This is a genomic window from Pseudomonas sp. BNK-7, from assembly GCF_048072025.1.
GTDB classification, from domain to species: Bacteria; Pseudomonadota; Gammaproteobacteria; order Pseudomonadales; family Pseudomonadaceae; genus Aquipseudomonas; species Aquipseudomonas danubii.
In genome coordinates, this window is sequence record NZ_CP182252.1 from 2,867,144 (window position 1) to 2,893,917 (window position 26,774).

General features: G+C 62.1%; 23 protein-coding genes. 15 read left to right on the forward strand and 8 right to left on the reverse strand.

Annotated elements, in window-relative coordinates:
• The first annotated feature begins 616 nt into the window (after positions 1-616).
• Together ACMGF8_RS13340 and arfB are read left to right on the forward strand one after the other, a co-directional pair.
• Positions 617-2,038: an amino acid permease gene (locus ACMGF8_RS13340; protein ID WP_102864062.1), complete on the forward strand. Its 1,422-nt coding sequence runs from the start codon at positions 617-619 to the stop codon at positions 2,036-2,038.
• 201 nt (positions 2,039-2,239) lie between these two features.
• Positions 2,240-2,653: an alternative ribosome rescue aminoacyl-tRNA hydrolase ArfB gene (gene arfB, locus ACMGF8_RS13345; protein ID WP_416759893.1), complete on the forward strand. Its 414-nt coding sequence runs from the start codon at positions 2,240-2,242 to the stop codon at positions 2,651-2,653.
• Here arfB and ACMGF8_RS13350 read toward each other — a convergent pair.
• The 6 genes from ACMGF8_RS13350 to phhA form a co-directional block, all read right to left on the reverse strand.
• Positions 2,650-3,849 carry an MFS transporter gene (locus tag ACMGF8_RS13350; protein WP_115581851.1) on the reverse strand — a complete coding sequence of 400 codons (1,200 nt, stop codon included), beginning with the start codon at positions 3,847-3,849 and terminating at the stop codon, positions 2,650-2,652. The genes arfB and ACMGF8_RS13350 overlap by 4 nt on opposite strands.
• 117 nt (positions 3,850-3,966) lie before the next feature.
• On the reverse strand, positions 3,967-4,149 hold the full coding sequence (locus ACMGF8_RS13355; RefSeq protein WP_253084426.1) for a hypothetical protein: 183 nt from the start codon (positions 4,147-4,149) through the stop codon (positions 3,967-3,969).
• Between the two features lie 87 nt (positions 4,150-4,236).
• The gene (locus ACMGF8_RS13360; RefSeq protein WP_258009278.1) at positions 4,237-4,368 is read right to left on the reverse strand and encodes a hypothetical protein; all 132 of its coding nucleotides are present in this window, start codon (positions 4,366-4,368) and stop codon (positions 4,237-4,239) included.
• Between the two features lie 202 nt (positions 4,369-4,570).
• Positions 4,571-5,761 (reverse strand): amino acid aminotransferase, encoded by a 1,191-nt coding sequence (locus tag ACMGF8_RS13365; RefSeq protein WP_416759896.1) that lies wholly within the window; start codon positions 5,759-5,761, stop codon positions 4,571-4,573.
• The gene (locus tag ACMGF8_RS13370) at positions 5,761-6,117 is read right to left on the reverse strand and encodes a 4a-hydroxytetrahydrobiopterin dehydratase (protein ID WP_007930096.1); all 357 of its coding nucleotides are present in this window, start codon (positions 6,115-6,117) and stop codon (positions 5,761-5,763) included. Before ACMGF8_RS13370 ends, ACMGF8_RS13365 begins: the two co-directional genes overlap by 1 nt.
• 69 nt (positions 6,118-6,186) lie before the next feature.
• Positions 6,187-6,978, reverse strand: a complete 792-nt coding sequence (gene phhA / locus ACMGF8_RS13375; RefSeq protein WP_102864057.1) for a phenylalanine 4-monooxygenase — start codon at positions 6,976-6,978, stop codon at positions 6,187-6,189.
• Between the two features lie 305 nt (positions 6,979-7,283).
• Here phhA and ACMGF8_RS13380 point away from each other — a divergent pair, with 305 nt between their 5' ends.
• Complete coding sequence (locus ACMGF8_RS13380; protein ID WP_102864112.1) at positions 7,284-8,846, forward strand: sigma-54-dependent transcriptional regulator; 1,563 nt, start codon at positions 7,284-7,286, stop codon at positions 8,844-8,846.
• A 54-nt stretch (positions 8,847-8,900) separates the two neighbouring features.
• Here ACMGF8_RS13380 and ACMGF8_RS13385 read toward each other — a convergent pair whose 3' ends face one another.
• The gene (locus ACMGF8_RS13385) at positions 8,901-9,623 is read right to left on the reverse strand and encodes a TylF/MycF/NovP-related O-methyltransferase (protein WP_102864056.1); all 723 of its coding nucleotides are present in this window, start codon (positions 9,621-9,623) and stop codon (positions 8,901-8,903) included.
• Positions 9,620-10,486 (reverse strand): hypothetical protein, encoded by an 867-nt coding sequence (locus ACMGF8_RS13390; protein WP_102878839.1) that lies wholly within the window; start codon positions 10,484-10,486, stop codon positions 9,620-9,622. Before ACMGF8_RS13390 ends, ACMGF8_RS13385 begins: the two co-directional genes overlap by 4 nt.
• Before the next feature lie 332 nt (positions 10,487-10,818).
• On the opposite strand from ACMGF8_RS13390, the gene ACMGF8_RS13395 reads away from it, so the two are divergent.
• The 12 genes from ACMGF8_RS13395 (at position 10,819) to ACMGF8_RS13450 (ending at position 26,774) form a co-directional block, all read left to right on the forward strand.
• Complete coding sequence (locus ACMGF8_RS13395) at positions 10,819-11,559, forward strand: flagellar basal body rod protein FlgF (protein WP_102864054.1); 741 nt, start codon at positions 10,819-10,821, stop codon at positions 11,557-11,559.
• A 45-nt stretch (positions 11,560-11,604) separates the two neighbouring features.
• Positions 11,605-12,390, forward strand: coding sequence for a flagellar basal-body rod protein FlgG (flgG, locus tag ACMGF8_RS13400; protein ID WP_102864053.1), 786 nt, complete (start codon positions 11,605-11,607; stop codon positions 12,388-12,390).
• A 61-nt stretch (positions 12,391-12,451) separates the two neighbouring features.
• A complete protein-coding gene (gene flgH, locus ACMGF8_RS13405) occupies positions 12,452-13,147 on the forward strand; it encodes a flagellar basal body L-ring protein FlgH (protein WP_123723933.1) in 696 nt (231 codons plus the stop codon).
• Between the two features lie 15 nt (positions 13,148-13,162).
• The gene (locus ACMGF8_RS13410) at positions 13,163-14,272 is read left to right on the forward strand and encodes a flagellar basal body P-ring protein FlgI (RefSeq protein WP_016963126.1); all 1,110 of its coding nucleotides are present in this window, start codon (positions 13,163-13,165) and stop codon (positions 14,270-14,272) included.
• A gap of 10 nt (positions 14,273-14,282) precedes the next feature.
• Positions 14,283-15,548, forward strand: coding sequence for a flagellar assembly peptidoglycan hydrolase FlgJ (gene flgJ, locus ACMGF8_RS13415; protein ID WP_102864051.1), 1,266 nt, complete (start codon positions 14,283-14,285; stop codon positions 15,546-15,548).
• A gap of 10 nt (positions 15,549-15,558) precedes the next feature.
• Positions 15,559-17,610 (forward strand): flagellar hook-associated protein FlgK, encoded by a 2,052-nt coding sequence (flgK, locus tag ACMGF8_RS13420; protein ID WP_102864050.1) that lies wholly within the window; start codon positions 15,559-15,561, stop codon positions 17,608-17,610.
• A 13-nt stretch (positions 17,611-17,623) separates the two neighbouring features.
• Positions 17,624-19,192: a flagellar hook-associated protein 3 gene (locus ACMGF8_RS13425; RefSeq protein ID WP_102864049.1), complete on the forward strand. Its 1,569-nt coding sequence runs from the start codon at positions 17,624-17,626 to the stop codon at positions 19,190-19,192.
• A 121-nt stretch (positions 19,193-19,313) separates the two neighbouring features.
• The gene (locus ACMGF8_RS13430) at positions 19,314-22,886 is read left to right on the forward strand and encodes a glycosyltransferase (protein WP_416759903.1); all 3,573 of its coding nucleotides are present in this window, start codon (positions 19,314-19,316) and stop codon (positions 22,884-22,886) included.
• 270 nt (positions 22,887-23,156) lie between these two features.
• Positions 23,157-23,930 carry a glucose-1-phosphate cytidylyltransferase gene (rfbF, locus tag ACMGF8_RS13435; RefSeq protein WP_102864047.1) on the forward strand — a complete coding sequence of 258 codons (774 nt, stop codon included), beginning with the start codon at positions 23,157-23,159 and terminating at the stop codon, positions 23,928-23,930.
• Complete coding sequence (rfbG, locus tag ACMGF8_RS13440; RefSeq protein ID WP_102864046.1) at positions 23,912-24,994, forward strand: CDP-glucose 4,6-dehydratase; 1,083 nt, start codon at positions 23,912-23,914, stop codon at positions 24,992-24,994. The genes rfbF and rfbG overlap by 19 nt, the downstream gene beginning before the upstream one ends.
• Positions 24,991-25,551 carry a dTDP-4-dehydrorhamnose 3,5-epimerase family protein gene (locus ACMGF8_RS13445; RefSeq protein WP_102864045.1) on the forward strand — a complete coding sequence of 187 codons (561 nt, stop codon included), beginning with the start codon at positions 24,991-24,993 and terminating at the stop codon, positions 25,549-25,551. Before rfbG ends, ACMGF8_RS13445 begins: the two co-directional genes overlap by 4 nt.
• Positions 25,548-26,774: a class I SAM-dependent methyltransferase gene (locus ACMGF8_RS13450; RefSeq protein WP_102864044.1), complete on the forward strand. Its 1,227-nt coding sequence runs from the start codon at positions 25,548-25,550 to the stop codon at positions 26,772-26,774. Before ACMGF8_RS13445 ends, ACMGF8_RS13450 begins: the two co-directional genes overlap by 4 nt.

The window sequence follows — 26,774 nt, forward strand, 5'->3', positions numbered from 1 at the left end:
GGCATCGGTTAATCCGCTTGCCAGAGCTCTGGCCCGCTTGTTCCAGGGCGCCAAGGCAGGTGAGATGCACACCTGCCTGCGTACAGGTGCATAACAAGAAGGAGGCGCAATGAACGCCGTAACCGACTTTCACCGACACCCTTCGAAGGGCGATGGTCATCGCACCTTCATCGACGACCCCACTCGGTCCGTCCAACGTTGCGCCGCCGATGCCGAGCATCGAGCTGGCCCCTCAGGATCCCGGTTACCGGCACGCTGATACAGCGGTGTCTGGCGGCAGGGGGGCAGGGGTGTACAATGCGCGGCGTTTTAACTGTGACCCAACTGCGTACCCGCGCACTTTGCGTCTGCGCCGCGTGTTTCAGTCTGCTCCCAGGGCGCTGAAGACACTGCTGCCGGGCCAATAAACTCAAGGTTATCCACCTTGTTCACTCCGCCGCGTCACGAGCGTGGTGGGTTCGATTTCGTCACAGATAAAAACAAACAGGTGACGCATGACCGTTAGAAAAACGCTGAACTTCGGGTGCCTGCGCTGGGGTTTGCTCCGCGCCGCTTAAGCCTTCACCGGGCGGCAACGTCTTGCAAACATCATCAAACCTTGCGTGAGAACCTTTTCATGAGTGGACAAAACTCGCATTCGGGCGAGCTGAAACGCGGCCTGAAAAATCGCCATATTCAACTGATCGCCCTGGGTGGCGCGATCGGTACCGGTTTGTTCCTGGGGTCGGCCGGGGTGCTCAAATCCGCCGGTCCGTCGATGATCCTCGGTTACGCCATCTGCGGTTTCATCGCCTTCATGATCATGCGCCAGCTGGGCGAGATGATCGTTGAAGAGCCGGTGGCCGGTTCTTTCAGTCACTTCGCCCATAAGTACTGGGGCGGTTTCGCCGGTTTCCTTTCCGGCTGGAACTGCTGGATTCTCTACATCCTGGTGGGCATGTCGGAACTGACCGCGGTCGGCAAGTATGTGCATTACTGGTGGCCGGAGGTGCCGACCTGGGCCTCGGCGGCGGTGTTCTTCGTGATGATCAACGTCATCAACCTGGCCAACGTCAAGGTGTTCGGCGAGGCCGAGTTCTGGTTCGCCATCATCAAGGTGGTGGCCATCGTCGGCATGATCGCCCTGGGCAGCTACCTGCTGGTCAGCGGGAACGGCGGCCCGCAGGCATCGGTGAGCAACCTCTGGTCCCATGGCGGCTTCTTCCCCAACGGCGTCAGCGGACTGGTGATGGCCATGGCGATCATCATGTTCTCCTTCGGCGGCCTGGAAATGCTCGGCTTCACTGCAGCCGAGGCCGACAAGCCGAAAACCGTGATCCCCAAGGCCATCAACCAGGTGATCTACCGCATCCTGATTTTCTACATCGGCGCCCTGGTGGTGCTGCTGTCGCTGACCCCGTGGGACACCCTGCTGGTGACCCTGAATGCCTCTGGCGATGCCTACAGCGGCAGTCCGTTCGTCCAGGTGTTCTCGATGCTGGGCAGCAACACGGCAGCGCACATCCTCAACTTCGTGGTCCTGACCGCGGCGTTGTCGGTGTACAACAGCGGCACCTACTGCAACAGCCGCATGCTATTGGGCATGGCCGAGCAGGGCGATGCGCCGAAAGTCCTGGCCAAGATCGACAAGCGCGGTGTGCCGGTGCTGTCGATCCTCGCCTCGGCGGTGGTGACCTTCGTTGCCGTGGTGCTCAACTACCTGATTCCCCAGCACGCCCTTGAGCTGCTGATGTCCCTGGTGGTGGCGACCCTGGTGATCAACTGGGCCATGATCAGCTACTCGCACTTCAAGTTCCGCCAGCACATGAACCGTACCGGCCAGACCTCGCTGTTCAAGGCGCTGTGGTACCCCTACGGCAACTATGTCTGCCTGGCGTTCGTGGTGTTCATCCTCGGCATCATGCTGATGATTCCAGGCATTCAGATCTCGGTGTACGCGATCCCGGTGTGGGTGGTGTTCATGTGGGTCTGCTACCTGATCAAGAACAAGCGCAGTGCTCAGCACTCGCTGCAAGCAGCCAGTACTGCGCTGAAGTAAGCGCGGCCTTGGCAATGACTAACCCGGCTCCGGCCGGGTTTTTCATGCCTGTGATCTTTGTGGGAGCGAGATCGCTTTCGTCGGCCAGTCGGCTCCAGCGTGGGAGTTGCCTGTCGCAGGCGCTGGCTTGCCAGCGAACAGGTCCGCAAGAGCGTGGGGAATGGGGGTATCCTGTGCGCCCTGAAGACGGATTCCTGTTCCATGCTGGTGATTTCCAACAACGTGCATCTGCCGGATGCCGAGATCGAGCTGACCGCCATCCGCGCCCAGGGCGCCGGTGGTCAGAACGTCAACAAGGTGTCCAGTGCAGTGCATTTGCGCTTCGACATTCCGGCCTCGTCCCTGCCACCTTTCTACAAGGAGCGCCTGCTGGCGCTGCGCGACAGTCGCATCACCAGTGACGGCGTGATCATTCTCAAGGCCCAGCAGTACCGCACCCAGGAGCAGAATCGCGCCGATGCCCTGGAGCGTCTCACCGAGCTGATCCTCAGCGCCGTCAAGGTGGAAAAGAAGCGCCGCCCCACCAAGCCGACCCTGGGCTCGAAGAAGCGCCGCCTGGAGACCAAGGTCAAGCGCGGCAGCATCAAGGCTGGCCGCGGCAAAGTGGACTTCTAGCGGTTCGAACGTTCCTTACGCTGCTTGGGGGCCTGGTGATACAGGTACAGGCTCAGCAGCAGGCCGCAGCACGCGGCGATGGCGGCAAACAGGAAGATCGAGGCAAAGCCGAAACCGCCGGCAATCGCCCCGGCCAGTGGTCCGGTGATGCCCAAAGACAGGTCGATGAACAGCGAGTAGGCGCCCACCGCCGCGCCACGGCTGGAGGCCGGCACCAGATTGACCGCCTCCACGCCCAGTGCCGGGAACACCAGGGAGAAGCCAAAGCCGCTCAAGGCCGCGCCGGCCAGGGCCCAGTGGGCATCGGGGGCCAGCCACAGCAGGAGCAGGCCGAGGGTTTCAACCGACAGGCAGGCAATGGCCACGCGAAAGCCGCCGAGGCGGTTGATCAGGTTGCCGAACAGCAGGCGTGCACCAATGAAACTGGCGCCGAACAGGCTCAGGCAAAGCACCGCGTTGGACCAGTGCTGGGTCGTGTAGTACAGGGTGATGAAGGTGGCGATGGTGCCAAAGCCGATGGAGCCCAGGGCCAGGCCGCAACCGTGAGGGAAGACTTTGCCCAGCACATGGATGAACGGCAGGCGTTCCCCGGCGACTATCGGCGCGGCGAGTTTTGGCCAGGCCAGTAGCAGGCCGAGCACCGCCAGCAGAATGATGCTTACCCCCATGCTCCACAGGCCCAGGCGATTGACCAGCCAAACCCCCAGGGGCGCGCCGATGGCCAGGGCGCCATAACTGGCGATGCCGTTCCAGGAAATCACCTTGGCGGTGTTCTGTGCGCCGACTCGGCCGATGCCCCAACCAATCGACCCCGAACCCACCAGGCTTTCCGCGCTGCCCAGGACCAGGCGGCCGATCAGCAGGCTGATCAAACTCAGGGTCGGCTGACCCTGCAGCCAGGTGGAAAGCAGCATGAACACGCCGCTCAGGCCGCAGCCGGCCAGGCCGTACATGACAGCGCGCTTGCAGCCCAGGTTGTCGATGATGCGTCCGGCGTAGGGGCGGCTGAGGAGGGTGGCCAGGTATTGCACGCTGATCACCAGGCCGGCGATCACTGCGCCAAACCCCAGGTCGCTATGGACGTAGCCTGGCAGTACCGCCAGGGGAATGCCGATATTCAGGTAGCCAATAAAGGTGAACAGGACGATGGAGACGACTTGCAGCGTGACCGTCAAGGGGCGCTGGGTATCTGGCATGGGGATGGGTCCACTGCGACAGCTCAATAGATAGGCTGCTTATGATACCGATGTGGACGGGGATGCAGGGGCAGAAATCGACGCGTTGTTCAGAACGTCCCTGGTTGAGGGATTGAGTCAGGTGTCTTTGGCGCTCAGCAGCTGAGTGGTGACCAGAGCGGCCAGGGCATTTTCCTGGGTGCCGAAACGGGCCAGCAGGGCGGCCTGTTTTTCCGGGCTGAGGCGATTCCAGATCTCGATCATTTTTTCCGCAGTACCCAGCAGTACGCTGGCTTGGGTTTCGCTGAAGGAGTCGGTCATGGTTCGGCAGGGGCTCGGGGGGAAAGATTCAGGCGGTGTGGAAAGCGCTTGAGTAGCGCTTTCCACACGGTCTGGTTACAGCTCTTTTCAGTCTTCGCTGTCGGCCTTGCGGCTGTCGGCGGCTTCTTGCACTACAGGCTTTTCGGCACTGGCTTGTGGCGTGGTTGTCTGCTCAGTTTCGTGCAGGCTTGGGAAGGGGAGATTCGGGATCTCATGCATGTCGTTGCTCCTCGCAAAGTCTGTTTTTTAAATCGCTGGGTAGGTCCGCGCTTTTAAAAAGCCTGGGCAGGATACAGCACTGGAAATGACAAAAAGATTTTTATCGCGATTTCGGGATGAAAGGACAAAGCGGCGGCAGGAACCGGCTTGCCGGCGAAGGCACCCTCAGGGCCTCCCGCGCCGGCAAGCACGCGCTCTGCTTTTAGACGACCCGAGCGATCGCCTCAGCCAGCAGGCTCAGGCGCGAAGCGTCGATCCCGGCCACGTTGGCCCGGCCGGAACTGACCATGTACACGCTGTGGTGTTCACGCAGTTCCTTGACCTGAGACGGGCTCAGGCCGGTGTAGGAGAACATGCCGCGTTGCACGCCGATGTGGGCGAAGCGCTCGGCCAGTCCATAGGGCTGCAAGGCTTCCAGCAGACCGGCGCGCAATTGGGCGATGCGCTGGCGCATGGCTTCCACTTCGTCGGCCCAGAGGCTTTTCAGCTCCGGGTCACCGAGGATGGTGGCGACTACTGCGGCCCCATGATCCGGTGGTGTGGACCACAGGTTACGGGCGATATGGGCCAGTTGACTGCGCACGTCGAGGAGTTTTTCGGCGTCCCGGGTGCAGACGATCAGGGCCCCGGTGCGATCGCGGTACAGGCCGAAGTTCTTCGAGCAGGAACTGGTGATCAGTACTTCCGGCACTTCGGCGGCGAACAACCGCACCGCCCAGGCATCCTGTTCCAGGCCGTCGCCAAAGCCCTGGTAGGCGAAGTCGATCAGCGGCAGCAGCTTGCGGCTGCGCACCACCTCCAGCACCCGTTGCCAGTCGGCCTGGCTCAGGTCGAAGCCGGTGGGGTTGTGGCAGCAGGCGTGCAGCAGCACCACGTCGCCTTCGGGCACCCGGTTCAGGGTGTCCAGCATGGCCTCGACGTCCAGGCGGTTGTCGCTGCCCACGTAGGGGTAGTGACTGACCTTGACCCCGGCTGCGGCGAAGATGGTTTCGTGGATCGGCCAGGTCGGGTTGCTCAACCAAACGCCGCGGCCCGGCAGGCACTGGGCGATGAAGTCGGCGCTCAGGCGCAGGGCGCCGGTACCTCCCGGGGTCTGGGTAGCACCGGCGCGCTGCGCGGCGATGAGTGGCGAATCACTGCCCAGTACCAGCTCATTGATCACCTTGCCGAAGGCCGCGTCGCCGTGGCCTCCGATGTAGGTCTTGGTGGTCTGGCGATCCACCAGGCGCTGCTCCGCCAGCTTCACCGATTGCGGGATCGGCGTCAGGCCCTGAGCATCCTTGTAGACCCCCACGCCGAGGTCGAATTTGCGCGGATTGGGATCGTTGGCGTAGGCCTCCATCAGGCCGAGAATCGGATCGCCGGGTACGCGACCGATGGCATCAAAATGCATTACTTGCGTCCTTCTGCGGTCTTGGCCACTTCGTCGGTGCGGGCGGCCATGATGAAGTCGTTGCGGTGCAGGCCCTTGATCGAGTGGCTCCACCAGGTCACGGTGACTTTGCCCCATTCGGTGAGCAGGCCCGGGTGGTGGCCTTCGGCCTCGGAGATCTCGCCCATGGCATTGGTGAAGGCCAGGGCGAATTTGAAATTCTTGAACAGGAAGACTTTTTCCAGCTGCATCACGCCGTCACGAACTTCGATGTTCCAGTCGGGGATCTGCTTGATCAGTACCGGCAGTTCTTCGTCGCTGACCTGAGGGGCATCGGCGCGGCAGGCTTCGCAATGGGCTTGGTTCAGAGCGGTCATGGTGTATTCCTGAGTTCGATTCTTGTTGGAAGTTACTATCTTTCGCAGCCGCCCGCGAGGGCGGGCTGCTCAGGCCGCCTTGGGTTTTGGCGGGAACTTGGGGGCGTGCAGGCCCAGCTGCATGCCTTGGTGGACCAGGGCCATGATGTCTTCATGGGCCAGGTCGAACAGGCGCTTGAGGTTGGGCAGGGCAAAGTAGATGGGTTGCAGGATGTCGATGCGATAAGGCGTGCGCATGGCTTCCAGCGGATCGAAGGCTTGGTGTTCCGGCTCTTCGGACAGGCTGTAGACGGTTTCCTTGGGCGAGGAGAGGATGCCGCCGCCGTAGATGCGTCGCCCGTCCGGGGTGTCCACCAGGCCGAACTCGATAGTCATCCAGTACAGACGCGCCAGGTAAACGCGCTCTTCCTTGGTGGCTTGCAGGCCGAGCTTGCCGTAGGTGTGGGTGAATTCGGCGAACCAGGGATTGGTCAGCAGCGGGCAGTGGCCGAAAATCTCGTGGAAGATGTCCGGTTCCTGCAGGTAGTCCAACTCTTCAGGAGTACGAATGAAGGTCGCCACCGGAAAGCGCTTGCTGGCCAGCAGTTCGAAAAAGGTCTGGAAAGGAATCAGTGCCGGCACCCGGGCCACTTGCCAGCCCGTGGTTTCGCCGAGGACCTTGTTGATTTCACTCAACTGCGGGATGCGGTCGTGGGGCAGTCCGAGCTTGTCGATGCCGTCCAGGTACTCCTGGCACGCGCGCCCCTCGATCACTTTCAACTGGCGCGTGATCAGGGTGTTCCACACCGCGTGTTCTTCGGGTGGATAGTCGATAAAACCTTGCGCGTCGGGCTCGCGGGCCACGTACTGCGTCTGCTTCATGCTGCTCTCCTGCCAGGGGATGCGTTCTTGTTATGGGTGACCCCAGTGATACCCCAGGGTGCGACGCTTTGCAGCAGCTGACAGGCGCTGATGGAGGGGGGTAGGACGCCAATTTGTAAACTAATCGTTACGATTTTGCCCGGGGCGCCCAAGTATTGTGGCTTTTCAGGTTTGAAAAAGCCCTTTGCTGTCACATAATCTTGACGATTATCTGCGCCACCCAGCAGAAAGTTTGCAAGTGCCGACGTCAAAAGCGTCGGTTTTCGGCGTTTATGCCCTCCATTATCCGCTTCGGGCCTTTCTTCATGCGTATCAAAGTTCACTGCCAGAACCGCATCGGCATCCTGCGGGACATCCTCAATCTGCTGGTGGAATACGGGATCAACGTGGCCCGGGGCGAGGTGGGGGGCGAACATGGCAACGCCATCTATCTGCACTGTCCGAACCTGATCAACCTGCAGTTCCAGGCATTGCGCCCCAAGTTCGAATCCATCGCCGGAGTGTTTGGCGTCAAAAGGGTCGGGCTGATGCCCAGCGAGCGTCGGCACATGGAGCTCAATGCGCTGCTGGGTGCCCTGGAGTTCCCGGTGCTGTCCATCGACATGGGCGGCTCCATCGTGGCCGCCAACCGAGCGGCAGCGCAGTTGCTGGGCGTGCGGGTGGATGAGGTGCCGGGGATTCCGCTGTCACGCTACGCCGAGGACTTCGATTTGCCGGAGTTGGTGCGGGCCAACCAGTCGCGGATCAACGGGCTGCGGGTCAAGGTCAAGGGCGACGTGTTTCTGGCGGACATCGCCCCGCTGCAATCCGAGCACGATGACAGCGAGGCCATGGCCGGTGCGGTATTGACTCTGCACCGGGCGGATCGGGTTGGTGAGCGTATCTACAATGTGCGCAAGCAGGAGTTGCGGGGCTTTGACAGTATTTTCCAGAGTTCGAAAGTCATGGCAGCGGTGGTGCGGGAAGCCCGGCGCATGGCGCCCCTGGATGCGCCCCTGTTGATTGAAGGCGAGACCGGCACCGGCAAGGAGTTGCTGGCCCGCGCCTGCCACCTGGCCAGCCCTCGGGGCCAGTCGCCGCTGATGGCTCTGAACTGCGCCGGGCTGCCGGAATCCATGGCCGAGACCGAGCTGTTCGGCTATGGCCCCGGGGCCTTTGAAGGGGCTCGCGCCGAGGGCAAGCTCGGGCTGCTGGAACTGACGGCCGGCGGCACGCTGTTTCTCGATGGTGTGGGGGAAATGAGCCCGCGCCTGCAGGTCAAGTTGCTGCGCTTTCTCCAGGATGGTTGCTTCCGCCGTGTCGGCAGTGACGAGGAGGTCTACCTGGATGTGCGAGTGATCTGTGCGACTCAGGTGGATCTGTCCGAACTCTGTGCCCGGGGCGAGTTTCGCCAGGACCTGTACCACCGACTCAACGTGCTGTCCCTGCATATTCCGCCGCTGCGCGAATGCCTCGACGGTTTGACGCCCCTGGTGGAGCACTTCCTCGATCAGGCCAGTCGCCAGATCGGTTGTGCGCTGCCACGGCTGGCTCCGGCGGCCATGGAGCGCCTCAGTCACTATCACTGGCCGGGCAATGTCCGGCAGTTGGAGAACGTGCTGTTCCAGGCGGTCTCGCTGTGTGATGGCGGCACGGTCAAGGCCGAGCATATCCGTCTGCCGGACTATGGCGCGCGCCAGCCCCTGGGGGACTTTTCCCTGGAAGGCGGCCTGGAGCAGATTGTCGGTCGCTTTGAAAAGGCGGTGCTGGAAAGTCTCTATGCCGAGCATCCCAGCAGTCGGCAACTGGGCAAGCGCCTGGGGGTTTCCCATACCACCATCGCCAACAAGTTGCGCCAGTACGAGGTTGGCAAGGAGTCGCCGGAATGAAAAAAGCCCCGCTTATGAAGCGGGGCTTTTCGTTTGGCTCGGGGCTGGCTGTCTTCAGATATGGAAGTAGCCGACACAGGAGTCAAAAGGCAGGCGCTTGAGTTCGATCTTGTTCATGTCGAACACTTCGCGCAGGGCCTTGGTTTCGCCCGGGAAGTTGCGGTAGGCGACTTCGTCGAGAACCACGATAGCGCCCTTGGGCATGTACGGCAGGAAGGTTTCCAGGGCGACCTTGGTGGGCTCGTACAGGTCGGTGTCGAGGATCAGCATGGCCACTACCAGGTCCGGACGCGACTTGACGAATTCCGGCGCGGTCTTGCAGATGTCGCCCTTGACCAGCTCGCAGCGCGGGATGCGGTTCACCGGACGCAGCAGGTCGTTGGCATCGATCATGTCCTGGATCAGCGACTGGTCGGTGTCGGAGAACATGCTTTCGTTGATGTCGGCCGGGTCCTCGTCCTTGTTGATGCTGGTGAAGCCTTCGAAGGTGTCGAAGCCGACGATGGAGCGGTTGATGGCATAAGGTTCGAGGATCATCGACAGGTGCATGTAGAGCATCAGCGAGTTGCCCTTGTACACGCCGCACTCGATGATCGCCCCGGGTACATCCATGACCTTCTTGAACAGCTCCATGCGCGACAGCGCGGCGGTGACGTTGATGCGGTTGGCGAAGACGAAGGGTGCGTCGGCAACGTACTCGGCGTCGACCCGCTTGAGTACGCCGGCGCGGGTTTCGTTGTATTGGGCTTCGGCGGGGGTAAGGCGGCGTTTGGTCATGGCTTGAATCCTTGGAAATTCGAGAAGTCGTGGGCGTGGAAGTAGTCTTTGAAGCCGGAGCCGACGTCGGGGCAGGCGCTGTCTACGTTGGGGGCTCCGCGGTTGTGTTTCAGGTCTTCGAGGTGCATCAGGCGGAAGTCCACGCTGAAGCGGGTGCGGTCGGTACGGTTGGGGACAGTGCCGTGCAGGTGCGAGCCGGAGAACACCAGCATCTCGCCTGAGTTGCCGGCGATGCGCAGTTCAGAGCTGTCGTCGATCTCCCCCAGGGGCACCGGGTGGACTCGTACTTCTTCGGTCAGGTTGTCCTTGGCCTTGTGTCGCTGGTTGCTGATCCAGTCCTTCAGGCTCCAGTCCTTCGAGGTGTTGGCCACCGGCTTCTCGAAGTAGCTGGGGTTGATCATCATGGTCTGGTCCGGGGTGATGGTGTAGACCGGCATCCAGGTGTTGATCTGGCAATCCACGCTGCCGTACCAGCTGTCGCGATGAGGCTTGTAGGCGTAGCTGACGCCAGCGTGCAGGTAGTCGTAGTTGGGCACGACCCGCAGGCGCGGTACGTCGAAAATGTAGTCCCGAGGATCGATGCCGATCTCGTGAATGAAGCCAAGGATCAGATCCTTGACGCGCTGGCTGTTGGTGAACTGGCCCTTGAGTCGGGTAACCCGGCTGACGAACTCTTCTACCGGCATCATCGTGTGCAGAGCCTGGTGGTTGGTTTCGCCATCGAATGCCGCGGTGATGCTTTCCTTGGCGTACCCGCAGAGTTCTTTTGCGGTGGCCAGGTCAGTGTCCAGGAAGATATCCCCGGAATAGATGGCTTCCTTGAAGTCAGCTGTCTTGCGCAGCTGATTGAGGTACAGGTTCAAAGTGGTTCTCCTTGGCAGTCACTGGCTTAGGTGTCGGCCACCCCTGCGCAAACTGAAGTTGCGATAGCCAGTCACTGTGCCTAGCAAGATCCGTTCACAAAGTGTCCAGCCCGAGTGCGGAGCGGACCCGGGTCATGGGACCGAGACTTGCCGTTAGCGGCATAAGTCCGCCGTTTTTTCGTCTCTCATTCCGCCCTGAAAAACCCGTTGCTCGCGGCAAAGCCCCGGCCTGCATGGGGAGCGCTGCTGGAAGTTAAAGTTGGTGTAGAAATTGCTTACGCCATGCTCAGTACAGTGTGGGGCGGCAAACGTCCGGCAGATGAGGAACGATTGTGGACAAGTACCTTTATGTGGCAATGACCGGCGCCAGCCAGAATGCTCTGGCGCAAAAGGCTCATGCCAACAATCTGGCGAACATCTCCACCAACGGTTTTCAGCGCGACCTGGAGCAGGCGCGCGCGATGCCGGTGTTTGGTGACAGTTTTCCGGCGCGGGCCTTTGCCATGGGGGAGCGGCCGGCAACGGATTTTACTCCCGGCTCCATGGTGGAAACCGGTCGTGACCTGGACGTGGCCGTCAGCGGCAAGGGCTGGATCGCCGTGCAGAGCCCCGATGGCAGCGAAAGCTATGTGCGCACCGGCAGCTTGAATGTCGACGCTCTGGGCGTGTTGCGGGCAGGCAATGGCATGCCGGTCATGGGCAATGGCGGTCCTATCGCCGTGCCGCCAGAGCAGAAGATCGAAGTCGGCCAGGACGGCACCATCAGCATTCGTGCCATGGGTGAAGGTCCGCGGGTCATGGCCGAGGTCGATCGCATCAAGCTGGTCAATCCGGATATCAAGAACCTGACCAAGGGCCTGGATGGGTCGATCAAGACCAAGGACGGCCAGCCGGCCCCTGCCGATGCCAATGTGCAGTTGGTCTCGGGTTTCCTGGAGTCGAGCAACGTCAATGCCGTGGAAGAAATGACCGCGGTGCTGGCCTTGTCCCGCCAGTTCGAATTGCACGTCAAGATGATGAACAGCGCCAAAGAAGACGACCAGGCCATGGCTCGGGTCTTGCAGATCAGCTAATTACCAGTATCTAGCGCCGTAAAACAGGCGCGAGAGGAGAATCGAATGCTTCCGGCTCTATGGGTTGCCAAAACCGGTCTGTCCGCCCAGGACACCAACCTGAGTGTTATTTCCAACAACCTGGCGAACGTCTCGACCACGGGTTTCAAACGTGATCGCGCCGAGTTCCAGGACCTGCTGTATCAGATCAAGCGCCAGCCCGGTGCCCAGTCGACCCAGGACAGCGAACTGCCAACCGGCCTGCAGGTCGGTACCGGCGTGCGCATTGTCGGGACCCAGAAGAACTTCACTGCCGGCAGCCTGCAGACCACCGAGCAGCCTCTGGACCTGGCCATCAATGGCCGTGGTTTCTTCCAGATCCTGCAGCCCGACGGCACCACGGCCTATACCCGTGACGGTACGTTCCACCTCAATTCCGATGGTCAGATCGTCACTGCCAGCGGTTTTGCCCTGGAGCCTGCGGTGGTTGTGCCCAACGACGCACAGACCTTCACCGTGGGTCAGGACGGCACCGTATCCATCACCATCGCCGGCAACCCGGCTTCCCAGGTGATCGGTAACCTGCAAACCGCCGACTTCATCAACCCGGCTGGCCTGCAGTCCCAGGGCAACAACCTGTTCCTGGAAACCGCCGCCAGTGGCGCGCCGCAAATTGGTACCCCGGGCCTTAACGGCTTCGGCACCACGCTGCAGAACACCCTGGAAGCGTCCAACGTCAGCACCGTTGAGGAAATGGTCAACATGATCACCACCCAGCGGGCCTACGAGATGAACTCCAAGGTGATCTCCACTGCGGACCAGATGCTCTCGTTCATTACGCAGAAGCTGTAATCAAGTCTTGAGGTCGCCACGGGTCTGAAGTGGCGCACCGGCAACATCGTGAGGAAGGGTCATGAATCGGTTTATGTGTGTTCTAGCGCTGAGTGGGAGTGCCGTGCTCGCGGGCTGTGTTGCTCCGCCGCCCAAGCCCAATGACCCTTATTACGCCCCGGTGTTGCCGCGCACGCCGCTGCCTTCCGCGTCCAACAACGGCTCGATCTACCAGGCCGGTTTTGAGCAGAACCTGTACAGCGACCGCAAGGCGTTCCGGGTGGGTGACATCATTACCATCACCCTGAACGAGCGGACCAGCGCCAGCAAGGGCGCCAACTCGGCCCTGAACAAGACCAGCTCCAACAGCATCGGCCTGACCTCGCTGTTTGGTGCCGTACCCAACACCAACAACCCGTTGGGCGATGGCGACCTGACCCTCAATGCCGGCTACAGCGGCAACCGTGCCACCAAGGGCGACAGCAAGGCGGCGCAGAGCAACAGCCTGACCGGTTCGATCACCGTCACCGTGGCCGATGTATTGCCCAACGGCATCATCGCGGTGCGCGGCGAGAAGTGGATGACGCTCAACACCGGTGACGAACTGGTGCGGATCGCCGGTCTGGTACGGGCAGACGATATCGCTACCGACAACACCGTCTCCTCGACCCGGGTCGCAGATGCCCGCATTACTTATTCGGGTACCGGCTCGTTTGCCGATGCTAACCAGCCTGGCTGGTTCGATCGTTTCTTCCTCAGTCCGCTGTTCCCTTTCTAGGTGATGAGAAGCCTCATGTTCAACTTCAAGCACCTGATGGCGGCGGCGTTGTTGCTGTCCACTTCCCTTGGCGTCCAGGCCGAGCGGTTGAAGGACATTGCCAGTATTTCCGGCGTGCGTTCCAACCAATTGATCGGTTACGGCCTGGTGGTCGGGCTTAACGGCACCGGCGACCAGACGACCCAGACCCCGTTCACTCTGCAGACGTTCAACAACATGCTGTCGCAGTTTGGCATCAAGGTGCCGGCCGGCTCCGGCAACGTGCAGTTGAAGAACGTCGCGGCGGTGTCGGTCAGCGCCGATCTGCCGGCATTCGCCAAGCCGGGTCAGCAGGTGGACATCACCGTGTCCTCCATCGGTAACTCCAAGAGCCTGCGTGGCGGCACCTTGCTGCTGACCCCGCTCAAGGGGATCGACGGCAACGTCTACGCCATTGCCCAGGGCAACCTGGTGGTGGGCGGTTTCGACGCTGAAGGGCGTGACGGCTCGAAGATCACCGTCAACGTGCCATCTGCCGGGCGGATTCCCGGTGGTGCTTCGGTGGAGCGCGCCGTGCCCAGCGGTTTCAACCAGGGCAACAGCCTGACCCTGAACCTCAATCGTTCGGACTTCACCACCGCCAAGCGCATTGTCGACAAGATCAACGACATGCTCGGCCCGGGCGTGGCCCAGGCCATTGATGGCGGTTCGATCCGGGTTACCGCGCCTCTGGACCCAAGCCAGCGCGTGGACTACCTGTCGATCCTGGAGAATCTGGAAGTCGACCCGGGGCAGGCGGTGGCGAAGGTCATCATCAACTCCCGTACCGGCACCATCGTCATTGGCCAGAACGTCAAGGTCTCGCCGGCGGCGGTGACCCACGGCAGCCTGACCGTGACCATTACCGAAGACCCGATCGTCAGCCAGCCCGGCCCTCTGTCCAATGGCCAGACCGCTGTGGTGCCGCGTTCGCGGGTCAACGCCCAGCAGGAAGCCAAGCCGATGTTCAAGTTCGGCCCGGGCACCACCCTGGATGAGATCGTCCGTGCGGTGAACCAGGTCGGGGCTGCGCCGGGTGACTTGATGGCGATCCTCGAAGCCTTGAAACAGGCCGGCGCCTTGCAGGCCGACCTGATCGTGATTTGAGGTGAGCGCCATGGATATTCGTAAGAGTGGACTGATTGGCAGCGGCGATTCCGGGTCTTACTCCGACCTCAATCGCCTGCAGCAACTCAAGGTCGGCGACAAGAACGGCGAAGCCAACGTGCGCAAAGTGGCGCAGGAGTTCGAGTCGCTGTTCCTCAATGAAATGCTCAAGTCCATGCGCAAGGCCACTGATGTCATTGCCCAGGACAACCCGCTCAATACCCCGGCCGCCAAGCAGTACCAGGACATGTACGACCAGCAGTTGGCGGTATCCCTGTCTCGTGAGGGTGGCGGTATCGGCCTGGCCAATGTGCTGATGCGCCAGATGATGAAGAACAAACCGGCCAACCCGGGCGCGACCCATACGGCCTTGACAGCCGCGGCGCCGGTGGCGACTCCGACCCCGATTGCCGCCGGTACCACCGCCCAGGATGGTCCGTTGAGCCGGGTCAATGGTCAGCGTCCAATGTGGGCCTCGCGTGCCCAGGACCCGTTGCGCAGCACGGTGTCGCATAACGATATGGCGTTGCTCAATCAACGGCGCCTGTCGTTGCCGAGCAAGCTTACCGATCGCCTGTTGACCGGTATCGTGCCTTCGGCCGGTGCGACTGCTGACGCTTCTACCCAGAACGTTGCGCCCACCCGCAATAGCGCAGCCGCCGATGCGGTGCTGCGTGGCGAGTGGCGGGTCAACCAGGGCTACGCCGCGTCCCAGGGCAAGATGCGCGTGTATGGCCGGGCCATGGCTCAGCCACCGCTGGCGCCGGCCAAGCGCGCCTTCAGTTCCGCAGATGATTTTGTCGCCACCATGTTGCCGATGGCGCAGCAGGCGGCCCAGCGCATCGGTATCGATCCGCGTTATCTGGTAGCCCAGGCCGCGCTGGAAACCGGCTGGGGTAAATCGGTCATGCGTCAGCAGGATGGCAGCAGCAGTCACAACCTGTTCGGCATCAAGGCCAACAAAAGTTGGCAGGGCGCTCAGGCCCGAGCGATCACCAGCGAGTTCCGCGATGGGCAGATGGTCAAGGAGACGGCGGCGTTCCGTTCCTATGATTCCTACCAGGACAGCTTCCACGATCTGGTGACCTTGTTGCAGAGCAATAATCGCTATCAAGAAGTGCTGAAGGTTGCCGATAAACCAGAACAGTTTGTTCGCGAGTTGCAAAAAGCCGGGTATGCAACGGACCCGGATTACGCTAGCAAGATTTCGCAGATAGCCAAGCAGATGAAGAACTACGAGAGCTACGCTGCGGCGGGCGTTTCCACGAATTTATAAGGTCTGAATCATGAGTTTGCTCAATATTGGGATGTCGGGGCTGGCCGCCAGCCAAACGTCGTTGGTGACTACGGGTAACAACATTGCCAACGCCGACACCGCCGGGTACTCGCGGCAGCAGACCGTGCAGGGCACCAAGGCCTCCGCTCAATTCGGCAATGTCTTCATCGGCACCGGTACCACCCTGGCGGACGTACGCCGGGTGTACAACAGCTTCCTCGATGCCCAGTTGCGCACCGCCACGTCCTTGAACAGTGACGTCGCGGCCTACCAGAGTCAGATCAGCCCGGTCGACCAGTTGCTGTCGGACAACGGCACCGGCATGAACGGCGCCCTGACCAAATTCTTCGCCTCGCTGCAGAACCTCAACGCCAAGCCTACCGATGAAGCCTCTCGGCAGTTGCTGCTCAGCGACACCCAGGCCTTGAGTAACCGTTTCAACTCGGTGTCCAGCCAGCTCAACGAACAGAACAGCAACATCAACGGCAACATGGCGAGCATGGCCGACCAGGTCAACAAGCTGGCCAATACCGTCGCCCAGCTCAACCAGAAGATTTCCGAACTGTCGACCAATGGCAACGGTATGCCCAACGACCTGTTGGATGCCCGTAACGAAACCGTGCGCCAGCTTTCGACCTTTATCGGCGTCCAGGTGTCGGAGCGTGGTTCCAGCCTCGACTTGTACCTGGGCAGTGGCCAGCCGCTGGTGATGGGCAACTCCGCCAACACCCTGGAAGTGGTGCAGGGCAAGAACGACCCGACGCGCTCCATGCTGCAGCTCAATCGCGGCACCAGCACCGTGGACATCACCAACGTCACCACCGGTGGCGAGATTGGTGGCCTGTTGCGCTATCGCAGTGAAGTGCTGGACCCGGCAATGAATGAACTGGGGCGCGTGGCCCTGGTGGTTGCCGACCAGATGAACAGCCAGATGGCCCAGGGTATCGACAAGAACGGTGAGTTTGGCGGCAACCTGTTCAACGACATCAACAGCCTGCGGATGATCAGTCAGCGCAGTATGGCCAGCGCCGCCAACAGCGCGGGCTCGGGCAACTTCGATGTGACCATCAAGGACACCGGCAAGCTGAGCACCGGCGACTACACCGTGACCTTCAGCAGTGCCACGGATTACACCGTCAAGCGTTCCGACGGCAAGGACATGGGCACCTTCAGCACCACGACCAGCCCGGCACCCGTGATCGACGGTTTCTCGCTGAATCTCAATGGCACGGTGGCCGCCGGTGACAGCTTCAAGATCACCCCGACCCGCAATGCCGCAGCCACCATCCAGACGGAAATGACTGACGCCAAGCGCCTGGCTCTGGCTGCGCCGCTGAAGGCCGAGATCGGTGCCGGGGTCAAGAGCTCCCTGAGCATCTCTGCGCAGCCGTCCCTGGCGGTGCCGATCAACAACTACGATGCAGCCAGCAAGCTGGAAATGCAGACCGCCCTGAAGAACTCCGGCCCGGTCAAGGTGGTGTTCAATGCGGCGTCCGGCGGCAGCCAGACCTACGATTACTTTGACGCCAAGGGCGTCAAGATGGGCAGCGGCTCCATCGTGCCAGGGCAGAGCAATGTCCTGAACCTGCAGATCAAGATGCTCGATGCCAGCGGTAACCCGATCACTGACGGCGGCGTGCCACCTGTGACCAAGACCTTCACGGTGCAGATGACCGTTGCCGGTTCGCCCAATGCCGGCGACAACATGAACATTTCGGTGAATGGCGCCGGCTCTTCCGATAACCGTAACGGCCTGGCGCTGTCGGGGCTGCAGACCAAGCAGACCGTGGACACCGGTTCGGCGAGCAAGGGCATCACCCTGGTGGATGCCTACGGCAAGCTGATCGAGAACGTCGGCGCCAAGGCCAGCCAGGCCAAGCTCGACAGTGCTGCCAACGGTTCCATCCTGGCCAACGCCAAGGGTGCCCGTGACTCGCTGTCCGGCGTCAACCTGGACGATGAGACCGGCAACCTGGTCAAGTTCCAGCAGTACTACACCGCGTCTTCGCAGATCATCAAGGCTGCGCAGGAAACCTTCAGCACGCTGATCAACAGCCTTTAAGGAGTCGTAGCCCATGCGCATTTCCACCGCCCAGTATTACGAGACTTCGGCTGCCAACTATCAGAAGAACTTCTCCAACGCGATCAAGAGTGGCGAAGAGGCCAGCAGCCTGGTCCGGGTCAAGACTGCCGCCGACGATCCGGTGGGCGCTGCCCGTTTGCTGCAGCTGGGTCAGCAGGCTTCCCTGCTTGATCAGTACAAGGCCAACAGCAACTCGATCAAGGCTTCCCTGGGCCAGGCCGAGTCGGTGATGACCAGCATCAACAACGTTCTGGACCGGGCCAAGCAACTGGCCGTCGGCGCCGGCAGCGCCGGATACACCAATGCCGACCGGCAGGCCAATGCTGCCGAGCTGGGGCAGATCGAAGAGCAACTGCTGAGCCTGATGAACTCTCAGGACGAAAACGGCAAGTACCTCTTTGGCGGCTCCAAGGACGACGTTCCGCCGTTCAGCCGCAACTCCGATGGCACCTACAGTTACAACGGTGACCAGAGCAGCCTGAAGCTGCCGGTGGGCGACACCATGATGATGGCTGCCAACAGCACCGGTTGGGATGTGTTCCAGCAGGCGCTCAACACCAGTCGTAGCCAGGTCACCATGACTTCGCCGGTGGTGGATGATGGGCGGGTTTCCCTGTCCAATGGCCAGATGACCAACAGCGGCACCTACAACAGCCAGTTCCGCGGTGGCGAGCCTTATACCGTGTCGTTCGTCAGCGGCACCCAGTTGCAGATCCTCGATGGCAGCGGCAACGATGTGACGGCTGAGGCCAGCAAGGGCGGGGTGATCGGTACTTCGCCGAATCAGACGGTGAGTTTCCGTGGTGTCGATCTGAACCTGAACGTCAATCTCAAGTCCGGCGATGTCGCTGGCGCGGTGCTGCCGGGGCACAGTTTTACATTGGCGTCGAAGCCGGACACCTTCAACGTTGCGCGTTCTCCGGGCAACCCGAGCATGACTCAGGTCTCGGCCGCCAGCGTGACTGATCCGGTAGCCTACAACTCGACGTTCCCGAGTGGCTCTGCCGTGCTCAAGTTCACCAGCGCCACCAATTTCGATCTGTATGCCGCGCCGCTGACGGCAGACAGCAAACCGGTGTCTTCGGGTGTGGTAGGGCCGGGCAATATCGCCACTGCGGCAGGCGTGAGCTTCACCCTGACGGGCGCTCCTTCGCCGGCCGCCAACGATCAGTTCAGCGTGGCGGTGAACACCCACGAAACCCAGAACATCCTGGACACCGTGAGTCAGTTGAAAAACGCGTTGAACACACCCACTGACGGTGACGTCCTGGCAACCCAGAAGCAGTTGGCCGACCTTGCGTCGGGCATGGCCAACCTGGCCAGTGGTGTCGATCAGCTGTCCATCGGCATCAGCTCCATCGGTGGTCGTGGTTCGGCTTTGGCCACCCAGAACGAAATCAACGAAAGTCTGGCGGCAGCCAACGTCACCACCCGTTCTGCCATCAGTGACTCCGACCCGGCCGAAGTCATGACCCGCCTGACCCTGCAGCAGACCATGTTGCAGGCCTCGCAGTTGGCCTTCAGCAAGATCACTCAGCTCGGCCTGTTCAACAAGGTCTGAGAACATGGCGTTCGAGCTGCGGCTCGAACGCCATGACCGTCGAGCCGTCAGCCGTCTTTTTTAAGCGGTTCTGCAGCCCTGGTCTTTCTGGCCAGGGCTCGCCGCTCGAGAGTTTGCAACCGTGAACCAAGCCCCTCTAGTCAGCATCGTTATCCCCGCCTTCAATCCGCGCTTCTTCAGCCAGGCCCTCGACAGTGCCTTGGCCCAAACCTACCAGCCCCTGGAAATCGTCATTTGCGACGACAGTGCCGACGATCAGATCCAGCGTATCGTTGAAGCTGTGGCCGAGCCTGCGCACCCTGTGCGTTACCTGCGCAACCCGCAACGCCTTGGGCTGCAGAAGAACGTTCTGCGCTGTGTTGAAGAGGCGCGTGGCGAGCTGATCAAGGTGTTGTGTGATGACGATCGGCTGTTTGCACCCAGCATCGCCCTGCAGGCGCCGGTGCTGATCGACAATCCGGATGTCAATCTGGTGTGTGCGCTGCGGGTATTCAGTGACGCTGGGAATTTCATCCTGCCGCCGCGGGTCGACAACTGCCGCTTTACCTACAACGATGCCGTGCTCAAGGGCGAGGATATGCTGGCGATCTTCGAGAGCACGCCACGCAACTTCATCGGCAACTTCAGCTCGGCGCTGATGCGTCGTGCCGATGTGCTGGAGCTGCTGCCGGCATTGATCCAGGAGGGCGCGGGTTTTGTCGCGCTGCTGGATTTCGCCCTGTTCATCTGCCTGATGCGCCGTGGCAATCTTGCGGCGCTGGTGACGGTGCTCAGTTGCGAACGCCTGTACCCGGGGCGCCTGAGCGCTACCCCGGAAATGCTCAAGCAGGCACGCAGTGAGTGGGAGTGGCTGGTGCAGATGCTGGCCGCTCGCAGTGGCGAGTCGGCGCCGGCGGCAGGCTGGGTGCGGTATGTCGATATGGCTCGGGAGGCCGGGCAGCCGCGCAACTGGCAGGAGCTGTGCGTGACCCGGGTGCTGGGCAACCGCAGTACCGTGGTCGATGGTCGGGTGGGTGGCGAGAGCATCAGTTACGAGGATTTCTATCGGGAGTGGCTGTCGGTACGCAAGTTCTCGGCGGTGGAGCAGCGGCTGATGCCTCAGCGCATCGACAGCTGGCCGCGGCGGGTGCAGTTGGTGCCGGTGGTCCTTGACTTCGAGGGCGATGGCGAAGCGCTTGCCCGGACTCTGGAGAGCATTGATGGCCAGCTGTTCGCGCCTGCCGCGGTGCTGGTGTTGTCGGTGGGCGAGGAGCAGGTGCGTGACCGGGTTCTGCACCAGCCTCTGCGAGGCGACTGGGTGCAGCAGCTCAATGAGCTGGTGCCGCAGCTGGAAGGTTGCGACTGGTTCTATCTGCTGCAGGCCGGTGATCGCCTGCTGGAGTCGGCGCTGTTGATCCTTGCCGAACGCATCGCCAATACCCCGGCCATGCTCTGTGCCTACAGTGATGAAGGCGCGCTGCTGGAGGGTGAGTCGTCGGAGCCGGTGTTCAAGCCTGACTTCAACCTCGACCTGATGCGCTCCTATCCCTATGTTGGTCGTGCCCTGGCTTTTTCCCGCGAGCGCTTCATGGCCGAAGGCGGGTTCGATCCGCGCCATGGCGAACTGGCGCCCCATGATCTTCTATGGCGGATGGTGGAGGCGGCGGGGCCCCGGACCATCGAGCACATTGCCGATATCCAGCTGGAGTCCGCGTTCAGCTTCGCCCAGTGGCTGTCCCGGCCCCAGGTGATCGAGGCCAGTGAAGGGCTGGTGGCCGCGCATCTGCAGCGGATCGGTGTGGAACACCGGATTGTTCACGATGACCTGCCCCTGCTCAATCGGATCTATTACCTGCATGGCAGCCGGCCGCTGGTGTCGATCATCCTGCCGTGCGGTGACTCCCTGGCGACCCTGCAGCGCTGCGTTGAAAGCCTGATCGAGCAGACGGCCTACAACCACTACGAAATTGTGCTGGTGGATGCCGGCAGTCGCGACCCGGCCATGGCCGACTGGCTGGCGGCCATGGCCCAGCTGGGTGGTGCAATGCTGCGGGTTCTGCCTTATGTCGGTCCGCACAGCCAGGCTGCGCTGATCAACAGTGCGGCGAGCCAGGCGCGTGGCGACTACCTGTTGCTGCTCAATCCGGGGGCGCTGATCTGTAGCGGCGACTGGCTGGATGAGTTGCTCAATCAGGCCCAGCGTCCGGAGGTGGGCGTGGTGGGGGCGCGGATTCTGGCCACCGATGGCTCCATTCTCCATGCCGGCCAGGTGCTGGGCATGGCCGGGCCTGCGAGTTCGCCTTTTGTCGGCGAAGCCATGGACGCCCGGGGCTACATGCAACGGCTGCAAGTGGTACAGAACTGGAGTGCGGTCAGTGGCGATTGCCTGATGGTACGCAAGGAGGTCTTCGACAGCCTGGGCGGCCTGGATGAGCAGGCCTTCGCCGACGAATTGGGGGCGACCGACCTGTGCCTGCGGGTCGACCGCAACGGCTATCTGGTGGTCTGGACGCCTCACGCCACCCTGATGCTGCGGCCAGCGTCGCCTGCCGGTGATGACAGCGAGCGGCAGCTGGCCCGCGAGGCCGAGCAGGAGCGCTTCTATCAGCAGTGGATGGCGAAGATCGCTCGCGATCCGGCCTATAACCCGGCCCTGAGCCTGGGCTACTCCAGCTTCAGTCTGGAGCCTTCCTTGCGCAACAACTGGAATCCGTTCTGCAGTCGCGCCTTGCCCTTGATCCTCGGCTTGCCGGTCAACAGTTCCGCGGTCGGGCATTACCGGGTGACCGGTCCCCTGACGGCGTTGGAAGAAGCGGGGCGGGTGATTGCCCGGGTGGCCTACGAGTCGCCGTCCACGGCGGACATCGAGCGCCTGTCGCCGGATACCATCATCCTGCAGTGCCGCTACAGCGAAGGGGCGGCCAGTGACATTCTGCGGATGAAAAAATACTCCAGCGCCCTGCGGGTCTTCGAGCTCGACGACTACATCGTCAGTGCGCCGAAGAAGAACACCCACGCTCGGAACAAGCCGGTGAACACCGAGCAGATGCTGCGCGAAGGCATCGGCTTGTGTGATCGCGTGGTGGTGACCACCCAGCCCCTGGCCGATGCCCTGTCGAGCATGCACAGCGACATTCGCGTGGTGCCCAACATGCTGGCGCTGGACCCCTGGGCCAGTTTGACCAGTCGTCGTGGTACCTCCAGCAAGCCGCGGGTGGGTTGGGGCGGTGGCACCAGCCATACCGGCGACCTGGAGATCATCGCCGAGGTGGTGCGCGAGCTGGCGAACGAGGTCGAGTGGGTATTCTTTGGCATGTGCCCTGACGACCTGCGTCCTTACGTACACGAATTTCACTCGCTCACCAGCCTGCAGAGCTATCCGTTCAAGCTGGCCAGCCTGAACCTGGATCTGGCGCTGGCGCCGCTGGAGTTTCATATCTTCAACGACTGCAAGAGCAACCTGCGGCTCTTGGAATACGGTGCCTGCGGTTACCCGGTGATCTGCACCGACACCGAGGCCTATCGCGGTTTCCTGCCTTGCACCAAGGTCCGCAGCAACAGCACCGAGGAATGGTTGCAGGCGATCCGCATGCACCTGTCCGACCCGGCAGCCAGCTACCGCATGGGGGATGAACTGCGAGAAGCGGTGCATCGCGACTTCATGCTGCGCGACGACAACCTGCGGCACTGGCTGTGGGGATGGTTGGCGGACTGATCGTCCTCCCCCCGGCCGGCGATTGCCATCGTCGTTGGCCGGGATGTTGGGCAATCCTCCGTTCGGGTGGTTGCTCTCGCTGTCTTCTGCGGCGCCTGCGGGCGCCGCGCACGCAATTGGCGCACTTCCTGCAAGTCCTCGGCAAATCGCCATAAATCCTTCACTGCGGCGCAGTGCAAGGGCCCCTTTGGTTGCGATGAATGATCTGCATCTGGCGCCGTGCCAGTCCTGAAAGGGCTGGGCTGGCCCGCGAAGAGCAAGAGGACAGCGATGAAGGCAGTAATTCTGGCAGGTGGACTGGGTACGCGAATCAGCGAAGAGTCCCACCTCAAGCCCAAGCCCATGATCGAGATCGGTGGCAAGCCAATTCTTTGGCACATCATGAAGCAGTATTCCGCCCACGGGATTCATGACTTCGTGATTTGCCTGGGCTACAAGGGCTACGCGATCAAGGACTTCTTCGCCAACTACTTCCTGCACACTTCGGATGTGACCTTCGACATGCGCAACAACCGCATGGACGTGCATCAGAATTACAGCGAGCCGTGGAGCGTGACGCTGATCGACACTGGAGAGGAAACCATGACCGGCGGACGCTTGCGCCGGGCCGGACGTTATCTGCAGGAAGACGAGGCTTTCTGCTTCACCTATGGCGATGGCGTATCCGATCTGGATATCGGTGCATTGGTGGATTTCCACAGGTCCCACGGCAAGCTGGCCACGGTCACGGCCGTGCAGCCCCCGGGCCGCTATGGCGCCCTGGATCGCGATGGCGACCAGGTCCTGGGCTTCACCGAGAAACCCCGTGGCGATGGTGGCTGGATCAACGGTGGGTTCTTTGTGTTGTCGCCCAAGGTGCTGTCCTACATCGATGGCGACAGCACCACCTGGGAGGCCGAGCCGCTGATCCAGCTGGCCAAGGATCAGCAACTGAGCGCCTACGAGCATTCGGGATTCTGGCAGTCCATGGATACCCTGCGGGACAAGAATCATCTGGAGCAGCTCTGGCAAAGCGGGGAGGCCCCGTGGAAGCAATGGGACTGAGCCAGGAATTCTGGCGTGGCAAGCGGGTCCTGCTGACCGGCCATACCGGTTTCAAGGGCAGTTGGCTGAGCCTGTGGCTGCAAAGCCTGGGGGCCCAGGTCAGCGGATTCGCCCTGGACCCGGGGACCGAGCCGAGCCTGTTCGAACTGGCCCGGGTGGCCGAAGGTGTCGACGATCATCGTGGCGACCTGCGGGACCTGGGTAGCCTGCTGGAGCTGATCGCCCAGGTGCAGCCGGAAATCGTCCTGCACCTGGCGGCCCAGCCCCTGGTGCGCGAGGCTTACCGTGATCCGCTGGGAACCTACTCAAGCAACGTCATGGGCACCCTCAACCTGTTGGAAGCGATCCGTCAGGTCGGTGGGGTCCGTGCCTGCGTCCTGGTGACCACTGACAAGGTCTACGCCAATCAGGAATGGCTGTGGCCCTATCGGGAAAACGAAGCCTTGGGCGGCCATGATCCCTACAGCAGCAGCAAGGCTTGTTGCGAGTTGCTGGCCCAGTCCTATGCCTCATCCTTCTTTGCTGCCGAGCGTTATGCCGAGCACGGCCTGGCCCTGGCCACGGCCCGGGCCGGCAATGTGCTGGGCGGTGGCGATTTCGCCCCCGAGCGGTTGATTCCCGATGTGCTCAAGGCCTGGTCGGCCGACGAGCCGGTGACCTTGCGTTATCCCCAGGCGGTACGCCCCTGGCAACACGCCCTGGAGCCCCTGGCCGGTTACCTGCAACTGGCAGCCGGCCTGTACGTGAACGGCCCGCAATACGCCGGTGCCTGGAACTTCGGGCCCGGTGAACAGGACATGTGCAGCGTCGGTGAAGTGGTGGAGCTGCTGGCCCGGCAATGGCCCGAGGCCCCGGGCCTGCGAATCGAACCCAGTGAGCTGCACGAAGCCGGCCTGCTGCGTCTGGACAGCAGTCGTGCGCGCCAGCTGTTGGGCTGGAAACCTCGCTGGACGCTGCAACAGTGCCTGGCGCAGACCCTGGACTGGCACCTGGCCTGGAAGAGCGGCGCGGACATGCGTGCCGTGACCCTTGGGCAGTTGAACCTGTACCGGGGGGCGCTGTGAGCGAGTTCCAGGTCCTGGCTCTGCCAATGGCCGGGTTGTTCGAGGTGCGCCACAAACGCTTCGAAGATCAGCGCGGGCATTTCTCCCGGCTGTTCTGCGAAGGCAGCCTTAGCGCCTTTGGCCAGCCCTTCCATATTCGCCAGATCAACCACTCCTGCACCCGCGAACAGGGCAGCGTGCGTGGCTTGCACTATCAGACCGCCGCCCGGCCCGAAGCCAAGCTCATCAGTTGCTTGCGCGGCGAAGTCTGGGATGTGGCGGTGGACCTGCGCCCCGAGTCACCGACTTTTTTGCATTGGCATGCCGAGCACCTGCGTGGCGGCGATGGGCGCAGCCTGTTGCTGCCGGCGGGTTTCGCCCATGGCTTCCAGGCCCTGAGCGACGATGCCGAGTTGCTCTACCTGCACAGCGCCGACTATGCCCCCGAGCACGAGGCCGGGTTGTCGGTGCTGGACCCGCGACTGGCGATCAACTGGCCGTTGCCTGTCAATAATCTGTCGACCCGGGATGCCAGCCACCCCTTGCTCGATGCTGCCTTCGCTGGAGTAAGACTATGAATTGCCGCGGTTGTGGCGCATGCCTGAGCCTGCCTCTGATCGACTTGGGCACCTCGCCGCCATCCAACGCCTACCTGCGGGCCGAGCAATTGGATCAGGCCGAGCAGTGGGTGCCGCTCAAGGTCCAGGTGTGCCAGCAATGCTGGCTGGTGCAGACCGAGGACTACACCCGCGCCGACCACCTGTTCGACGCCGACTATGCCTACTTCAGTTCGTTCTCCAGCACCTGGCTGCAGCATGCCCGGGACTACGTGGCGCAGATGGTCGAGCGTTTCGGCCTGGACGCCCGCAGCCGGGTGGTGGAAGTGGCGGCCAACGACGGCTACCTGCTGCAGTACGTGGCCCAGCGTGACATTCCCTGCCTGGGGGTCGAGCCGACCCGCAGCACCGCGCAGGCGGCGCGGGCCAAGGGGTTGCAGATCCGCGAGCTGTTCTTCGGCCGTGGCACTGCCGCGCAGTTGCTGGAGGAGGGCTGGGCCGCCGACCTGATGGCGGCCAACAATGTGCTGGCCCATGTGCCGGACATCAACGATTTCCTCTGCGGTTTCGCGACTTTGCTCAAGCCGACGGGGGTGGCGACGTTCGAGTTTCCCCAGCTGCTGACCCTGATGGCCGGGCAGCAGTTCGACACCCTGTACCACGAACATTATTCCTACCTGTCGCTGACCGCCGTCCTGAGCCTGTGCCAACGCAACGGCCTGGAAGTTTTCGACGTCCAGACCCTGGCCACCCATGGCGGTTCGCTACGGGTCTTCGTGCAGCGCATCGACGGCTCGCGCCGGCCGGTGCAAGACAGCGTGGCGCAGCAGTTGCTGTTGGAACAGCGCGCCGGGGTGAACACGCCCGAGTACTACCAGACCCTGGCGCCAGCCGCGCAGCGGATCAAGCACGAGCTGCTGCGCTTCCTGCTCCAGGCCAAGGCCGAAGGCAAGCGCGTGGTGGGTTATGGCGCGGCGGCCAAGGGCAATACCTTGCTCAACTACGCCGGGGTCAAGGCCGACTTGCTGGCCTGGGTCGCCGACGCCAGCCCGCACAAGCAGGGCAAGTTCCTGCCGGGCAGTCGCATCCCGGTGGTCGCGCCCGAGCGCATCGACCAGGAGCAGCCGGACTATGTGCTGGTGTTGCCCTGGAACCTGTTGGGCGAAGTCAGCGAGCAACTGGCCCAGGTGCGGCAATGGGGCGGGCGTTTCGTGATTGCCGTGCCTGAGTTGAAGCTGCTGTGA

Bases quoted from the DNA above. Each gene is read 5' to 3' on its own strand.
- rfbF (WP_102864047.1), top strand. From the start codon at position 23,157: ATGAAGGCAGTAATTCTGGCAGGTGGACTGGGTACGCGAATCAGCGAA.
- flgH (WP_123723933.1), top strand. From the start codon at position 12,452: ATGAATCGGTTTATGTGTGTTCTAGCGCTGAGTGGGAGTGCCGTGCTC.
- flgJ (WP_102864051.1), top strand. From the start codon at position 14,283: ATGGATATTCGTAAGAGTGGACTGATTGGCAGCGGCGATTCCGGGTCT.
- ACMGF8_RS13360 (WP_258009278.1), bottom strand. From the start codon at position 4,368: ATGCATGAGATCCCGAATCTCCCCTTCCCAAGCCTGCACGAAACTGAG.
- ACMGF8_RS13385 (WP_102864056.1), bottom strand. From the start codon at position 9,623: ATGACCAAACGCCGCCTTACCCCCGCCGAAGCCCAATACAACGAAACC.
- flgG (WP_102864053.1), top strand. From the start codon at position 11,605: ATGCTTCCGGCTCTATGGGTTGCCAAAACCGGTCTGTCCGCCCAGGAC.
- ACMGF8_RS13380 (WP_102864112.1), top strand. From the start codon at position 7,284: ATGCGTATCAAAGTTCACTGCCAGAACCGCATCGGCATCCTGCGGGAC.
- ACMGF8_RS13365 (WP_416759896.1), bottom strand. From the start codon at position 5,761: ATGCATTTTGATGCCATCGGTCGCGTACCCGGCGATCCGATTCTCGGC.
- ACMGF8_RS13450 (WP_102864044.1), top strand. From the start codon at position 25,548: ATGAATTGCCGCGGTTGTGGCGCATGCCTGAGCCTGCCTCTGATCGAC.
- ACMGF8_RS13340 (WP_102864062.1), top strand. From the start codon at position 617: ATGAGTGGACAAAACTCGCATTCGGGCGAGCTGAAACGCGGCCTGAAA.
- flgK (WP_102864050.1), top strand. From the start codon at position 15,559: ATGAGTTTGCTCAATATTGGGATGTCGGGGCTGGCCGCCAGCCAAACG.
- phhA (WP_102864057.1), bottom strand. From the start codon at position 6,978: ATGAAGCAGACGCAGTACGTGGCCCGCGAGCCCGACGCGCAAGGTTTT.
- ACMGF8_RS13410 (WP_016963126.1), top strand. From the start codon at position 13,163: ATGTTCAACTTCAAGCACCTGATGGCGGCGGCGTTGTTGCTGTCCACT.
- ACMGF8_RS13425 (WP_102864049.1), top strand. From the start codon at position 17,624: ATGCGCATTTCCACCGCCCAGTATTACGAGACTTCGGCTGCCAACTAT.
- ACMGF8_RS13350 (WP_115581851.1), bottom strand. From the start codon at position 3,849: ATGCCAGATACCCAGCGCCCCTTGACGGTCACGCTGCAAGTCGTCTCC.
- ACMGF8_RS13370 (WP_007930096.1), bottom strand. From the start codon at position 6,117: ATGACCGCTCTGAACCAAGCCCATTGCGAAGCCTGCCGCGCCGATGCC.
- arfB (WP_416759893.1), top strand. From the start codon at position 2,240: ATGCTGGTGATTTCCAACAACGTGCATCTGCCGGATGCCGAGATCGAG.
- ACMGF8_RS13355 (WP_253084426.1), bottom strand. From the start codon at position 4,149: ATGACCGACTCCTTCAGCGAAACCCAAGCCAGCGTACTGCTGGGTACT.